13 protein-coding genes are annotated in these 14,451 nt (G+C 45.4%); 9 read left to right on the top strand and 4 right to left on the bottom strand.

Going from position 1 to position 14,451, the window contains the following annotated elements; genetic code table 11:
• From B9G69_RS07895 to B9G69_RS07885, 3 genes are all read left to right on the top strand, one after another.
• A complete protein-coding gene (locus tag B9G69_RS07895) occupies positions 1 to 921 on the top strand; it encodes a Ppx/GppA phosphatase family protein (protein WP_088616065.1) in 921 nt (306 codons plus the stop codon).
• Positions 878 to 1,327, top strand: a complete 450-nt coding sequence (locus tag B9G69_RS07890; RefSeq protein ID WP_088616066.1) for a DUF192 domain-containing protein — start codon at positions 878 to 880, stop codon at positions 1,325 to 1,327. Before B9G69_RS07895 ends, B9G69_RS07890 begins: the two co-directional genes overlap by 44 nt.
• Positions 1,328 to 1,431: 104 nt before the next feature.
• Positions 1,432 to 2,796, top strand: a complete 1,365-nt coding sequence (locus tag B9G69_RS07885; RefSeq protein ID WP_141096941.1) for a LysM peptidoglycan-binding domain-containing protein — start codon at positions 1,432 to 1,434, stop codon at positions 2,794 to 2,796.
• 100 nt (positions 2,797 to 2,896) lie between these two features.
• On the opposite strand, the gene B9G69_RS07880 is transcribed toward B9G69_RS07885, so the two are convergent.
• Positions 2,897 to 3,265, bottom strand: a complete 369-nt coding sequence (locus tag B9G69_RS07880) for a PilZ domain-containing protein (RefSeq protein ID WP_088616067.1) — start codon at positions 3,263 to 3,265, stop codon at positions 2,897 to 2,899.
• Between the two features lie 377 nt (positions 3,266 to 3,642).
• Here B9G69_RS07880 and rho point away from each other — a divergent pair, with 377 nt between their 5' ends.
• Complete coding sequence (gene rho / locus B9G69_RS07875) at positions 3,643 to 5,388, top strand: transcription termination factor Rho (protein WP_322740777.1); 1,746 nt, start codon at positions 3,643 to 3,645, stop codon at positions 5,386 to 5,388.
• A gap of 88 nt (positions 5,389 to 5,476) precedes the next feature.
• Here the strand turns inward: rho and B9G69_RS07870 are convergent, their stop codons facing one another.
• Both B9G69_RS07870 and B9G69_RS07865 read right to left on the bottom strand, forming a co-directional pair.
• Positions 5,477 to 5,878 (bottom strand): hypothetical protein, encoded by a 402-nt coding sequence (locus B9G69_RS07870; RefSeq protein ID WP_088616069.1) that lies wholly within the window; start codon positions 5,876 to 5,878, stop codon positions 5,477 to 5,479.
• A 185-nt stretch (positions 5,879 to 6,063) separates the two neighbouring features.
• The gene (locus B9G69_RS07865; RefSeq protein ID WP_088616070.1) at positions 6,064 to 6,444 is read right to left on the bottom strand and encodes a hypothetical protein; all 381 of its coding nucleotides are present in this window, start codon (positions 6,442 to 6,444) and stop codon (positions 6,064 to 6,066) included.
• 310 nt (positions 6,445 to 6,754) lie between these two features.
• Here B9G69_RS07865 and B9G69_RS07860 point away from each other — a divergent pair, with 310 nt between their 5' ends.
• The 4 genes from B9G69_RS07860 to murA all read left to right on the top strand — a co-directional run bounded on the left by B9G69_RS07860 (position 6,755) and on the right by murA (position 10,321).
• On the top strand, positions 6,755 to 7,000 hold the full coding sequence (locus tag B9G69_RS07860; protein WP_088616071.1) for a type B 50S ribosomal protein L31: 246 nt from the start codon (positions 6,755 to 6,757) through the stop codon (positions 6,998 to 7,000).
• A gap of 114 nt (positions 7,001 to 7,114) precedes the next feature.
• Positions 7,115 to 8,188 carry a peptide chain release factor 1 gene (gene prfA / locus B9G69_RS07855; RefSeq protein ID WP_088616072.1) on the top strand — a complete coding sequence of 358 codons (1,074 nt, stop codon included), beginning with the start codon at positions 7,115 to 7,117 and terminating at the stop codon, positions 8,186 to 8,188.
• Between the two features lie 5 nt (positions 8,189 to 8,193).
• Complete coding sequence (gene prmC, locus B9G69_RS07850) at positions 8,194 to 9,075, top strand: peptide chain release factor N(5)-glutamine methyltransferase (protein WP_088616073.1); 882 nt, start codon at positions 8,194 to 8,196, stop codon at positions 9,073 to 9,075.
• Positions 9,068 to 10,321, top strand: a complete 1,254-nt coding sequence (murA, locus tag B9G69_RS07845) for a UDP-N-acetylglucosamine 1-carboxyvinyltransferase (protein ID WP_088616074.1) — start codon at positions 9,068 to 9,070, stop codon at positions 10,319 to 10,321. Before prmC ends, murA begins: the two co-directional genes overlap by 8 nt.
• Positions 10,322 to 10,860: 539 nt before the next feature.
• Here the strand turns inward: murA and B9G69_RS07840 are convergent.
• Positions 10,861 to 11,289 (bottom strand): hypothetical protein, encoded by a 429-nt coding sequence (locus tag B9G69_RS07840; protein ID WP_254916934.1) that lies wholly within the window; start codon positions 11,287 to 11,289, stop codon positions 10,861 to 10,863.
• A gap of 229 nt (positions 11,290 to 11,518) precedes the next feature.
• Here B9G69_RS07840 and B9G69_RS07835 point away from each other — a divergent pair, with 229 nt between their 5' ends.
• Positions 11,519 to 14,434, top strand: a complete 2,916-nt coding sequence (locus B9G69_RS07835) for a tetratricopeptide repeat protein (protein ID WP_088616075.1) — start codon at positions 11,519 to 11,521, stop codon at positions 14,432 to 14,434.
• Positions 14,435 to 14,451: the final 17 nt, after the last annotated feature.

The following is a 14,451-nucleotide window of genomic DNA, read 5'->3' as shown; positions in this document are numbered from 1 at the left end:
ATGAAAATCGCGGCGCTGGATTTAGGAACAAATACTTTTCTATGCTTAATTGCCGAAGGTGACAAGAGTGGAATTACCAAAGTGCACAAAGACTTGGTCGAAGTGGTTCGACTGGGTCAAGACGTCGATAAAACGGGAGAACTTCATCCTGAAGCCTTGGTCCGCGCAAAAAAATGCCTGACAGAATTTAAAAAAGAAATCGACAAACACAATGTTGATAAAATTTTGGCGATGGCTACTTCGGCGGCTCGTGATGCTAAAAATGGCCAAGCCCTTTTCGATATCGGCAAAGAATTGGGAATTCCTATTGAAGTTATCCCGGGTGAAGACGAGGCTCGGATCAGTTATCAAGGCGCGTCGGGTGGCGTGATTGACCCCACGAAAACAAATTTGGTCATTGATGTGGGTGGTGGTTCGACAGAGTTTATCGTCGGTCACGGTGAAAAAATTCTTTTCGGCGAAAGCTTAAATATGGGCGGAGTTCGCTTAACAGAAAGATTTGTTACACAACAACCCGTTCCCCTAGCTGAGCAAAATAAGCTTAATGACTATATAAATGAGCAGTTACAAACGATCTTACCAAAAATTCGGCAAAACAAGCTGGATCAGATTCTTGCGGTCGCGGGAACTCCCACTTCTATAGTTGCGATCGAAGTCGGTGGGTTTGATGAAAAGAAAGTGGATAACTACTTTCTTAGCAAAGAACGTCTAGATCATTGGGTTCAAACATTCGCCCAAACTTCAGTCGAGGAAAAGCGAAGCAGGTACCAACTGGGTGGTCGCGCCGATATTATTTTTGCAGGGGCTTCCATCTTATTAAATACAGTTAAATCATTAGGAATGGCTGGCATAGTTGTTTCTACTAAAGGGGTTAGGTATGGCGTCGCTCTTGAGATGCTTCGTTCTGGGGATCATTCTTAGTTTTGCGTTAGTATCTGGCGCGGCTGAAAATTTTCCGAAAAAAACAATTAAACTGGGCAACAAAACTTTAACTGTTGAGGTCGCAACGACAAGTAAGCAACAGGAACAAGGTCTGATGATGCGTACTCATCTCGGGGAAGACGAGGGAATGTTATTTGTTTTCCCTAACGAACAAACGCGTTTCTTTTGGATGAAAGATACGTTGATCGATTTGTCGATTGCCTATTTTAATAAGGACGGAAAACTTATTGATATTCAGGAAATGAAATCTGGCAAAGGTCTAGCAGACACGGCCCTTCCCAATTATGCTAGCGCACAACCCGCAAAATACGCTCTAGAGATGAATAAGGGCTGGTTTGACAAAAACAAAATTAAGCTTGGTACAAAATTGAAAATCAATCCATAGTCTAGTGTAAGGTTAAATGATTGCCAGCCTTCTATACTTGGCTTTAGATTGATATTAACGGTTGATGAAACAGTATGTTTCGTAGCATCACTCAAGGACGAAAAATGATGAAAAAACTCGTTGTACTACTAGCGTGTTTCGGATTGGTTGCAAACCTTAGCGCCTGCAGCCTTTTCAGCAAAGATACTAAATCTGGAGACGAAGTCACTTCTGACTTTGATTCAGCTGACTTGGAAAAACTTGAAGGCGAAGAAGCTCTTCAAGCAGGTACTGAAGGTGCTCCGGCATCCTCTGACCAACTTCCAGAAGACGCACTTGGCGAAACTAATACGGATATGGCAGCAGCTCCAGCACCTACGGATGCGCCTGCAGATGCTCCTCCGGCTGAGCCAACGGTAGCGGAACTTCCTGCAGATCCATTTGCACCACAACCAGATGCACCAGCTCCAATGGACACTGCATCTTCATCTGTCCCAGAACCAACTTCGGATGTGGGTTCATCTTCAATGTCAGAGCCGTCAAGCACTGCTTCAACAACTTATGTTGATCAAAGCGCTGAAGCAGCTCCAAAGAAGCCAGCAGTATCTTTGCAAAAAGTTGCGACTTCACCGTGGCAGGTTGGTAAAACGTGGTACAACACGGTTTACTTCGCTCGCCCAGGCGACACATTGAAAAGCATCAGCACAATGATCTATGGTGATGCTAAAAAAGTTAAAGAGATTAAAAAAGGCAATCCTACGATCGCAAATCGTGGCAGCGTGAAACCAGGTGATAAAGTTTATTACAACTCACCTCACCGCCCTGACGATTCTGGTCGTATGATCACTTACTATGAAGATAATGGCATTCAACCTGAAGTTTACACTGCTAAAGCAGGCGACAACATCCGCTCTGTTTCAAAAGAACTTCTTGGTTATAAAGATGCTTGGAAAGAAGTTTGGGCTTCAAACTCTATCGAATCTAAAACAGATATTCCTGAAGGTACGCAATTGCAATACTGGAAAGGTGGCCAAGTGGCTGCTGCAGCTCCAGTAGCTCAACATCAAGAGGTCGCGGCTGCTCAACAAGCTCCACCAATGGGTGAAGCTCCGCCGATGCCGGATGCTCCTCCAGCAATGGACGTTCCTCCGCAACAAGCAGCTGCTGATATTCCTCCTCCACCGATGCCAGATATGGCTCAGCAAGCTCCTCCAGCGCCAGACCAACAAATGGCTCCGCCGCCACCTCCACCAATGGATCAAGCGCAAATGGCTCCGCCACCACCGCCGCCTCCAATGCCGGCGATGAATCCTCCACACCACGAAGATGCAGGTGCTGCAGCTGGTGGAATGGACAACGATACAACTATGGCTTTGGGTGTAGTTGGTTTGGCAGCGGCAGGTTTGGCAATCTTGATCGTCATGAGAAAGAAACGCAGACAACGTGAGCTTGAGCAACAGTCTATGGACAACACTCACGTAGGAACTTAATCGATATTCGAGAATGAAATCGAAAACTGATTAAAAAGAAAAAGCCCACTTTAGCAGTGGGCTTTTTAATTTGTTAAAACGAACTACGTAAATTCGTGATCTATCCGACTTTTTTGAAGATCGAATCCATCACGGATCTATTTTCTTCACGACCGTTCTCAACGAAATAAATCAGATCATCAACGATCTGAACGTCTCTGTTGTTCACGGGCATGAACTTCACGCCGCATCCACTTGAGTTTGCCCAAATTACATGAGCCGCGACCTTGCGCTCGCGTCCGGCAACGACAAACATCAAATGCAATTTCTCGTTGGCGCGTACCTGACCGCCCGTAAACTCTAAGAAGGCTCCTGAGATGCTGATATTCTTAAGCGTGCCTGTAGTTTCCTCACGCGCATAGTTACGCTTGAAAGAAACCTCTAGGTTTAGAGGGGTTCTTGGTGCCGGAACCTTTGCAGTGTCCTCCACGGTTAACTCCTTGATTTTGCTTAAAGTAGCTTCTTAACTCATCGGATTTCCCCCTGAAAAATTAAGAGTCCTCCACAAAAATATGCTATTATTATGGTAACAGTGGGGAAACCACGGCGTCTCAAAATGAGACTAACTCATTGAAATGACAAAGCTTTGGTCAAACTCTGAAACATTCTTGAACCCGGTCATTTAATGACTCCGAAAAGCGAGCCGTACCGGCTGGCCGCCGGGAGGGGTCGTTTTCCCGTTGACAAGGCATCCCCCAATCAAGGACAGTGGGGGCAAGCACACAGTAACAGGTCCAGTCGGACCCTACTTCTATAAAGATCTCTCTCTTTTTTCTGTTTATTATAAATCCCACAAGGAGAATTTGTTTGTCCGAACCAAAAGATTCACAAGGCGTTGAAGTCGTTAAGAAACGTACACGCACTACGAAGACTGCAGAAGCAGCTCCGGTAGAGTCTGCTCCAGAGGTTACTGCCGCACCTGTTGCTGCAGAACCTGCACAAGCCCCTGCTGCACCAGCGTCCGCTGAAGCCTCCGCAGCCGGTTCTTCTGAGCCAGCACCTCAACAGCAGCAACAACGACAAGACCGCCCTCAACAAAATCAACACCGTCGTGAATTCCGACCTAATAATAGAGACAACCGCGATCGCGGTGACAGAAACGACCGTGGAGATCGCAACGACAGAAATGATCGGAACGACAGAAACGACCGCGGCCCACGCCACAATAACGGCCCACGCCGCGACTTCCACCGTGGAAGAAACGAAGACCACCAACCTGCTGGCGATGATCAAAACGTATCTCACCAACCAGACGTTGATTTGGCAGACATCCAGCTGACAGACGAAGAGAAATCTTGGTTGTCATCTAAGGATTTGAAATCCAAAAACATCACTCAGCTTACTGAGCTTGCAACAAAACTTAAAATTGAGAACGCTGCCGGTCTTCGCCGTCAGGACATGATTTTCGAAATTTTGAAACGTGCTGCAAAACTTGGTCAGGACATTTACGGTTCTGGCGTCCTTGAAATCTTGCCAGATGGCTACGGTTTCTTGCGTTCTCCGGATTACAACTACCTACCAGGTCCGGATGATATCTACGTTTCTCCTTCTCAAATCCGTCGTTTCGGCTTGAGAACGGGTGACACAGTTACAGGGACAGTTCGTCCCCCTAAAGAGGGCGAGCGTTACTTCGCACTTTTGAAAGTTGATTCTCTAAATTTCGAGACAACTGAAAAAGGTAAAGACAAAATCCTATTCGACAACTTGACGCCGCTTTATCCAAATCAGCGTTTGAAACTTGAACACAACCCAGGCGATTACACGACTCGCGTTGTGGACTTGATGGCTCCACTTGGTAAAGGTCAACGTGCCTTGATCGTGGCACCTCCAAGAACCGGTAAAACAGTTCTTATGCAACAAATCGCAAACGCGATTACTGCAAATCATCCTGAAGTGAAGTTGATCGTTCTATTGATCGATGAACGTCCGGAAGAGGTGACTGACATGCAACGTACTGTAAAAGGTGAAGTTGTATCGTCTACTTTCGATGAACCACCAACTCGTCACGTTCAAGTAGCAGAGATGGTTATCGAAAAAGCAAAACGTTTGGTTGAACATAAACATGACGTTGTAATCTTGCTAGATTCCATCACGCGTTTGGCTCGTGCTTACAACACGGTTGTTCCTCCATCAGGAAAAATCTTGTCGGGTGGTGTGGATTCCAACGCCCTTCATAAACCAAAACGTTTCTTCGGTGCTGCTCGTAACATCGAAGAGGGTGGATCATTGACGATCATCGCAACAGCATTGATCGATACTGGTTCTCGTATGGATGAGGTTATCTTCGAGGAATTTAAAGGTACTGGTAATGCCGAGATCCATTTGGATCGTAAGCTTATGGAAAAACGTATCTTCCCTTGTATGGACATCAATAAATCAGGTACTCGTAAAGAAGACCTGTTGATTGATAAAGCAGACCTAAACCGTCTGTGGATCCTAAGAAAAGTATTGGCGCCAATGAACGTTGTCGACGCAATGGATTTCTTGTTGGATAAAGTGGGTAACACGAAATCTAATTTAGACTTCTTAAAGGCAATGTCGGGACCAAGCTAAGGTTTAGCGAAAAACGACAATTCTAAAAATTGAAGATATGGAAAGGGAGTCGTTAGACTCCCTTTTTCTTTTGCTGATATTGGTTTAATTAGCGGCAGTGAATGGGTCTGCCACGATCATCGAACATCAAATTGTCGCGACAGTTTCTGTTTCTGCAATTTACTTCGTGCATGCGACCTTGGCGAGGCATAAAAAACTTGCCGTCGTTGCATTGTCTTGGTTGAAGATTCAAATATCCGTTGTTGCGGCAATAGCTATCGTCCACGCGCGCGCCAGTTGGATTGTAGCAATAAGAATTCACTTGGTAGTAATTTGAAAGGCTGGTGCAGTAGTTATAATCTACCACTTGAGAGTTGCCGTTATAACACTGACCGTTTTGAATAGAATATGCAGTCGTGGCTGTTGAGTTGCCGCTGCCACCACTGTCTCCGCAGGAAACAAGTGTCATTGACATCAAAGCTGCTCCCAAAGCGTATTTTGTTAATTTCATGAATCCTCCGTTTTTTCAAACAACGCATTTATGCCATGGCTTAAACAGAAAATCTGGAAACTCAGCCACGCAAAGTTGAAATTTCAAAACGGGGAATTTTAGAGGGATTTTTTTACTTTGTCAGGGAAACAAAAAAGGGAGCATTCTGCTCCCCTGTCGCTCTTAATAAAATTCGATGCAAAAGTTTACTGAGCGCACAACCCATGAAGTGTGCTTAACTTCTTTTTGATGTGATCAGTTTCACAGCCACCATACAAAGTTCCATTCACAACTGCTTCGAATGGATAAATAAAATCTGACATGCCATCGCTGCCTGGCTTAGTTGTGTCGATCAGTAATGAGTTATTGATTCCGACGACAGTAATCAAAATTGAGCCGTTCTTATTAAAGACAACTTCTGCCTCTCCCACTTTGTCGTCATTTCCTGGGGAGCTATGAACCACCAAGTTCGTATCAGAGTCGTAGGTTAGGTTGATGAAGGGTTCCGTAAAATAACAATAAATTTTCTCTGCATGAGCTGCTTGGGTTGCCATCAGGATTGCAAAAATCGGCCACAAAAGTTTCATAAATTCCTCTTTTCGAAGCGGGAATATCTGTGAGCACGCAGTAAATCTCAAGTTTCAATAGTGAAAGGCTCAACGTGCGCAGGGGTCTGGTTTTAGGAGGCTGATCCGGCTTTTGTGGAATAGACTGTGGATAAGGCATTATTAAAGTAAATTATTGATATTATGAGGTATTATACGAACTATCTGTGTTAAATTGAGGTCCTACTGTTGCCAAAAAAAGCAGCGATTAATGCTCGACAGCGGGTAACCCCTGTGTTACATCCTTACAGCTTAAGACCCACAGGTTAAATTATTTAAAAGGAATCAGGTCATGAAACAAAACCTTCATCCAAAAGTGAACACTGTCGTTTTTAAAGATATTTCTTGCGACTTCATGTTCTTGGGAACGTCTACTCTTTCATCTAACGAAATGGTTAAATGGGAAGACGGTAAAGAATATCCACTAGTTAAAGTTGAGATCTCTTCAGCATCTCACCCATTCTTCACTGGTAAACAGCGTGTAATGGATACTGAAGGTCGTATCGATCGTTTCAAGAAACGTTACGGCAAAAAGTAAATTGCAGACCTCCGTCAGGAGGACTCTCTTATGTGAAATGCGGTTCCTTACTCGAACCGCATTTTCATTTCTGAATACCAACTCGATCTTGCAACTGACTTAGGAGCAATCCCCATGTTCTCGAAATTGGAAGAAGTTGAATCACGTTACGAAGAAGTGAATATGTCACTTCAGCGTCCCGACATTGCTTCAAACCAAACTCAATACCGCGCTCTAATGAAAGAGCTAGGGAACTTGGAAAAGATTGTTGTCCCTTTCCGCGACTACAAGAAAAAGACGGCGAATCTTAAAGCCAGCAAAGAACTTTTGACGGCCGAACAAGACCCAGAAATGCGCGAGTTGATCCGTGAAGAAGTTAAAGAGCTTGAAGCGGCACTTCCAGAGCTTGAAGAACAGTTGAAAATCGCACTGATTCCGAAAGATCCAAACGACGACAAGAATATCATCTTGGAGATTCGTGCGGGCGCGGGTGGTGACGAAGCCTCTTTGTTCGCCGAGGAAATGTTCCGTGGCTACACTCACTATGCTTCATCTCAAGGTTGGAAGGTTGAAGTCATTTCTTTCTCCGAGGGTAACGTCGGGGGAGCTAAAGAGATCATCGCTTCCGTTACGGGTGATTCTGTATTCAGCAAGTTGAAATTTGAATCTGGCGTACATCGCGTTCAGCGTGTTCCAGCTACAGAGGCTGCGGGTCGTATCCATACGTCCACGGTAACTGTGGCCGTTATCCCTGAGGTCGAGATCAAAGAAGTGAACATCCCTATGTCTGACGTGCGCATCGAAACCATGCGTTCTCAAGGTTCGGGCGGTCAGTCCGTCAATAGAACTGAGTCAGCAGTCCGTGTTGTGCATTTGCCGACCGGTCTTGATGTGAAGTGCCAAGAGGGTAAATCCCAATCGGCGAACCGTGAGCGTGCTTTCCAAATCCTTTACGCAAAACTTCAACAAATCGAAGACGAAAAAGCGCGTAAAGAAGCTTCTGATGTTCGTTTGGACCAAATCGGTACTGGCGATCGTTCGGAGCGTATCCGTACCTACAACTTCCCTCAGACTCGTATCACTGATCACCGTATCGGTCTTACGATCCATCAGCTGGACCAAGTCATGAGCGGATCTTTTGGGTTGCTGATCGACCCACTCGTTGCTAACTTCCAAGCAGAGGCTCTTAAAAAACAAACCTCTGCTTAGGTTGAATGAAACTCAAAGAAGTACTCGATAAGACCACCGCATTTTTCAAAGATAAAAAACTAGATACGCCTCGTCTGGATGCGGAGCTGTTGTTCGCTCATAGCTTAAAGCTTGAGCGCATTCAGCTTTACCTTAAGTTCGATCAGCCCTTGTCTGAAGCTGAACTTTCGGGTTTGCGTGAGTTGGTTCGTCGTCGTGGCCAAGGGGAGCCGGTGGCTTACATCTTAGGTTACCGCGATTTCTATAAATCCCGCTTTGAAGTTAGCCCTGCGACTCTAATTCCTCGCCCGGAAACAGAACAGATCGTTGAAGAGGTTCTTGAGTGGGCAGAAGACAAAGACAAAGCCTATAGCATTGTGGATCTAGGAACCGGCACCGGTTGTTTGGGTCTTAGCATTTTAAAAGAGCTGCCAAACGCAAAGCTTGTATCCGTTGATTTGTCAGCGGAGGCTATCGAGGTTGCTAAACGTAACGCTGCCAGCTTGGGCGTAGCCGAACGTGTTCAATTCGTTAATGCTGATGCAGCCAATGTCGATCTTGTAATGGCATCTTGCAGGAACTTCATGGGACAGAACACGATAGACATATTAGTCTCTAATCCTCCCTACATTGCGAATGATGATTCTGCAGTTCAGGAGTCCGTAAGAAAGTTCGAACCATCAACTGCACTTTTCGCAGAGGATAATGGATTAGCACTTTTGAAATCGTGGTCTAAGGCGTATGCTTCGTACCTATCATCAGAGTCCGTGATGATGATGGAAATGGGCATGAGCCAAGGCTCTGCTATGCAGAGTTTTTATTCTGATTTAAATATTTTTAAAAACGTGCGCGTTCTGAAAGATCTTTCAGGACATGATCGAGTGATCGCAGGAGTTAAGCATGGATAAAATGGTGGTGATGGGCAACGGCCCTCTTAAAGGTACAGTTGCAGCAAGCGGTGCTAAGAATGCTGCTCTTCCAATTTTGTTTTCTACGTTGTTGGCTGAGGGCAATCACGTATTCACAAACATGCCGAAACTTAAAGACATCGAATCGACTTCTGAATTGTTAAACAGCCTTGGTTGCGAAACGAAATGGGTCGGTGATGAATTTCACGTTAACGTATCAAAACCTAAATCTTTCGAAGCATCTTACGATCTAGTTCGTAAAATGCGTGCAAGCTTTTTGTGCATGGGCCCGATGCTTGCCAAATACGGTGAAGCTGTAGTTTCTCAACCAGGCGGTTGTGCAATTGGTTCTCGTCCTATCGATTTGCATTTAGACGGTTTCAAAGCTTTGGGAGCAACGATCACTCAAAAAGAAGGTTACGTTCACGCCGGTGCTCCGAAACTTCAAGGATCAACATTCTTGTTTGAGACTGTCACTGTGGGTGGCACAGAAAACGTGATGATGGCAGCGACTCTTGCAAAAGGCGTTACTATCCTGGAAAACGCAGCGAAAGAACCAGAGATCGTAGACCTTGCAGAGTACTTAAACAAAATGGGTGCAAAGATCACAGGTCACGGGACTTCAGTTATTCGTATCGAAGGGGTTGAAAAACTAACTCCAGCAAAACATGCGATCATGCCAGATCGTATTGAGGCAGGTACTTTGTTGATCGCAGGCGCGATCACTAAAGGCCAAGTGACAGTTACTAAGTGTGTTCCAGCTCACTTGGAAGCATTGATTTTGAAAATGCGCGAAGCAGGTTTTAAAATCGAAACAACAAAAGATTCAATGACTGTGTATCCAACAGACAAATGGGAAGCAGTCGACATCACGACAGCCCCTCACCCACTTTTCCCAACAGACCTTCAAGCTCAATTCATGGCTTTGATGACGGTTGCGAACGGCACAAGCGTGATCACGGAAACAGTTTTTGAAAACCGCTTCATGCACGTAACTGAACTGTGCCGATTGGGTGCAGACATCACTCCAAAAACAAGAGTAGCAGTTATCCGCGGCAACCCAGGCAAACTAACTGGCGCCCCCGTAATGGCAACTGACTTGCGTGCCTCTGCCTCGTTGGTGCTGGCAGGCCTAGTAGCATCCGGCGAAACAGTAGTAAGCCGCATCTACCACTTAGACCGAGGCTACGAAAAACTAGAAGACAAACTGTCCTCTCTGGGCGCAAAAATCCGCCGCCAAGAATAGTTCAAAACCAAAATTCGCAAACAAAAAGGCAGGATCAACAATCCTGCCTTTTTTATTTTCGACTGCTCCCGCGATTGTCGAGGAAGCAAACCCAATCTTTCACACCCGCTCCGGTTACTGGATGCGACATAACTCTAGTTCATGAAACAGAAAATCAGATATCAAAAAATCCCAGAAGCGCATTTTTTCGGACTCCCCCGATCTAATAAATCTCCCCATCTGACCGTTTGTTTGAACATGTCTCAACAAACCAAGCAAAATTCTTCGAGTGGAAAGCGGGATGTACCTCCGAAGAGAGGCCTCCGTTGGCGCCACGATGGCGCGAACCGGCAAAGCCGGCGCCGATGAGTCACGATGACGTGCCGACGGCAGCGCCGGGTAGAACAAATTGATTTCGATGAATCTTCGAACTAGCGGCTCTAGTTGCAGAAAAAAGGCAAAAAAAAGGGCCAGCAAGGAGGGGATTTATGCTGACCCTGTTAGGACTTAAAAAAAATGATCTCAGCCCACGGAGGGGATTGGGGCTGAGACCTTTACGATTACTGAGAAACCTCAGAGATACCGAACACTACGAATACAATCGTCTTATTCCCAGAAACCATTCCAGGGAGGGGATCCACGGAGTGATTTCCATAAGCGGGAGCAAGCTGATGCTCTTGTTCGATACCGCTAATCATAACTTTAGAACCAACAAAAGGTGTAAGGTCGAAGTTCGATTGAAGAAGGATTGTGTTTTGTGCATCAAGAACTAAAACAAAAGTTCCGTCAGCCAAAACTGCAACTTCACCTACACGAGTCTCGTAATTATAGCTGGAAGATTCTGAACCGATGACTTCGTCACCTTGAGTTGCTTGATTTGGTAGTACACCTGCACGAGCCACTGCGGAAATCGCAAGGACTAGTAAGATGTATACGGCAATCAAAGCATTCTTAATCACAGAGTTTTTCTCCCAAATAATCAAAGACACTTTTCCCTAGAGCAAGGTCTGTGCCAATTTGAGACATTCCTCAATTCAAATCAGTTTGAACTGAGCGCGGCCTTACGGGGGACTCGCACTCAAATCGGAACTAGAGGTAATTCCAATATGGGTTTGCAGTTCAACTTTGGAACCAGTTTCCCGACCAAAGCACAGAGTGAGACGTGGGATTCGGTGAGACTTGGTTGTTTGGCAAAAATCCCAGTATTATTAGGCATCTATGTCTCGCATTCAAGTCACTTGGGTAGTTCGAACACGCAGTGGGCAAGTTAAAGGCCCGTACTCTACTGAAGCCATTCTTCGCATGATTGGTGAGGGCGTCTTTTCGGGCTCTGAAATGATTTCGAAACTTCCGGATGGTCAGTGGTCGCAGATTTCGAAAGAGCCTGCGTTCTATGACAAATTATTAGAAGCACTTGAAGGTGTTGTCGACGTCGATCCTAAAAAAGTTCAAAAGATGGAGGCGGAAACGGTGATCATGAAACCGCCGACTTCATCTGGCGGAACGAATTCAACAATTCCAAATGCTCCATCGCGTGAAAGTTTGGCGAACATCAAGGTCGATCCACTTGCGGGCCGTAAAGTTGATATTTATGATTCCCCTGCCCATGTGACGCCTGCCTCGATACCGGGCTCTGTAACATCAAATACTGCGACGATCAAAACGGGCGGCAATTCGAAAGTTATCGATTTATCGAATCTGCGCACGATGGAAAAAGACCAGCTGGTAAAGACTTTGAAGGTGCCCTTGGTGGGACTAGCTGTGATTGTATTGTTGGGAATTTGGCTTTTGTGGGACACAGGACCTGCGCGCGGAGACAAAATTCATTTGTTAGCACCGGGACCAAACTCTGCGCCAATGAGTGACGGCGATGTTAAAAAGAAAATGAATGAAGCCTTGTTTGCGATGGAGCAAGACACATTTGAGTCGTACTTGGATGCGCAAAACAAATTGGTTTCCATCGTCGAAGGATCTTCTTCGAATTTAGAAGTGCGCGGTCTTTTGTGTGTGGTTTACAGAGAGCTTTGGCCATTTGCTAAACAGGATGCTCAGGATCAAAAAACGATTGCAGCTGTAACCCAGGGTACCCGCGCAATTAATGTGGTAAGCCCGTTTGGTCGAGTGTGTGAGGCCGTGAAACTATTAACGATGGGTCGTTATCGCGAAGCCCGCGGAAACATCGAAGCGACCCTTGAATCGTCTGAACCATTTTCTTTGATTCCAATTTTATACGCCTATAAAGCAGAAATGTTAGAACTGGAAAAAGACTACAACAATGCAGTTCCTTATTTTGAAAAAGCATCTCAGCTATGGGAAAAGTGGCTGCATCCGCAAGTTCTGCTCGGAAAGTTGTATATGTCGTTGGGTAAGTACAACGAGGCATCGCAGATCTTTAGAACAGTGTTGACCCGAAATCCAAGACATCGCGAAGCTAAAATTTTAATGGGTATTACGGAATACCGTGGATTTAAAAAAGCAGATTCTGCATTCGGATTCTTGAATGCGGCGATGGAATCAAAAAGCCTGGTTCCTCCTTTGACCGAATCCTCCGGCTTGCAAGTTCTTGCAGAAATTTATGTCGAGAGAAATGAAAAGAAAAAAGCCCTGGATTCGGCACAGAAAGCGTTTGCTTTAAATCCGAACAATGGCGACCTTCGCCAGTTGGTATTGCGTTTGGGTGGTTCGGATAAAGTCGGCGGAGGCAAAGCTCAAAATAATGAATTGTTATTCATTGGTGATCAGTATGTGCGCCAAGGTGATTATTTGTCTGCACAGGCGGAGTTTAAGGCTGCGTTTGAGGCAGATCCTAAAAATGGGACAGCAGCACTGAAAGCCGCTAAAGCTCTATGGCAGCTGAATCAAAGTTTCGAAGCCATCGAAATGCTCAATAAAGCTATCAAGGCCGAACCAAAATTAATTTCTGCCTATGTTACTCAAGCTGATTATTTGTCTCAGCGATTTGATTTTATTCGAGCAACCACAGTTTTGACCAGTGCGATTCGGATTTCTCCGAACAACTATGAAGTTTTGCGGGGACTTGCTTTATTGGAATTCCGAAAAAATAACATGGCTGGAGCTGTGAATTACGGGATGCGTGCTCTTAAAGCCTACGATGGTGATATTGACACGTACATCTTGCTTGCAAAAGCAAATGGGGCCTTGGCTTTGTCCATCATGCCGTTGAATAAAAAAGAAATTGAAAGAAAAGAAGCAGCCGGAAAAGATTCCGTTCGCTATGCGACAAAGGCCGTTGAAATTGACGGCACAAATCCAGATGCGCAAATCACATATGCAAAAATGCTCGCCTCTACCAACGGTGTTGATGCCGGTGTGACTTACCTGAATGAACTTATTAAGCGCTTTTCGTATACGCTTGATTACCGGGTCGCTTTGGCAGAGGTCATGAAATCTGAAGACCGCTGGTCACAGGCAAAAGACATCTATGAAAAAGTTGTCGAAGCTGATCAAAAAAATAAAAAAGGTTGGTTGGGTCTCGGAGAAAGCTATAAGGCCTTAGGATTAAATGACAGGTCCCTAAAAGCATTTTTGCAAGCAGCAGTTCTTGATCCAACCGATGGGGAAGCTTTATTTCAGGCAGGTAAATTGTATTTAGAAACAGCCCGCTATGATGAAGCGATCAACCAATTTAAGCGTGTACAGCGTTTGAACCCGAACTACCCTCGTACTTGGTACTATATTGGTAAAGCGGCATTTGCTTCTGGTGATCTGAACACGGCGGTCGATGCTGCAAAACAAGAAAAGAAACTAAATCCAAACTTGGCTGAGCCATACATTTTGGCAGCGGAAGTTTATGCCGCTAAAAAACAGTTTACAGAATGTGCTGGGGAGTACTCTCAAGCCATGAAGCTGCGTCCGCAAGGGGCTGATATTTATGTAAAGGCTGCGCAGTGCTATCGTCAGTCGGCTTCGATTGAAGTGGCAGAAGACATGCTTGCTTTGGCGGCGGCTCGTGAAAGCGGGTATGCTGAGATTTACCGGGAGCAAGGGGCGATCTATGAGATCAAGGGTGATATTCGCTCTGCAGCACAGTCCTACAATAAATATCTAGGACTCTCCCCAAATGCTCCGGATCGTGCTGAAATAGAAAACAAGTTAAACAGAATGGGCAACTAGGACGTCAACGGAGGCTG

Origin of the sequence: Bdellovibrio sp. SKB1291214, from assembly GCF_002209355.2 — a bacterium.
Taxonomy (GTDB): domain Bacteria; phylum Bdellovibrionota; class Bdellovibrionia; order Bdellovibrionales; family Bdellovibrionaceae; genus Bdellovibrio.
This window is presented reverse-complemented; position numbering and strand designations above follow the sequence as displayed.

Excerpts from the sequence above, each read along its gene's own strand:
- B9G69_RS07870 (WP_088616069.1), bottom strand. The coding sequence starts at position 5,878 with ATGAAATTAACAAAATACGCTTTGGGAGCAGCTTTGATGTCAATGACA.
- B9G69_RS07895 (WP_088616065.1), top strand. The coding sequence starts at position 1 with ATGAAAATCGCGGCGCTGGATTTAGGAACAAATACTTTTCTATGCTTA.
- B9G69_RS07865 (WP_088616070.1), bottom strand. The coding sequence starts at position 6,444 with ATGAAACTTTTGTGGCCGATTTTTGCAATCCTGATGGCAACCCAAGCA.
- B9G69_RS07890 (WP_088616066.1), top strand. The coding sequence starts at position 878 with ATGGCGTCGCTCTTGAGATGCTTCGTTCTGGGGATCATTCTTAGTTTT.
- prfA (WP_088616072.1), top strand. The coding sequence starts at position 7,115 with ATGTTCTCGAAATTGGAAGAAGTTGAATCACGTTACGAAGAAGTGAAT.
- murA (WP_088616074.1), top strand. The coding sequence starts at position 9,068 with ATGGATAAAATGGTGGTGATGGGCAACGGCCCTCTTAAAGGTACAGTT.
- B9G69_RS07835 (WP_088616075.1), top strand. The coding sequence starts at position 11,519 with ATGTCTCGCATTCAAGTCACTTGGGTAGTTCGAACACGCAGTGGGCAA.
- B9G69_RS07885 (WP_141096941.1), top strand. The coding sequence starts at position 1,432 with ATGATGAAAAAACTCGTTGTACTACTAGCGTGTTTCGGATTGGTTGCA.
- prmC (WP_088616073.1), top strand. The coding sequence starts at position 8,194 with ATGAAACTCAAAGAAGTACTCGATAAGACCACCGCATTTTTCAAAGAT.
- B9G69_RS07860 (WP_088616071.1), top strand. The coding sequence starts at position 6,755 with ATGAAACAAAACCTTCATCCAAAAGTGAACACTGTCGTTTTTAAAGAT.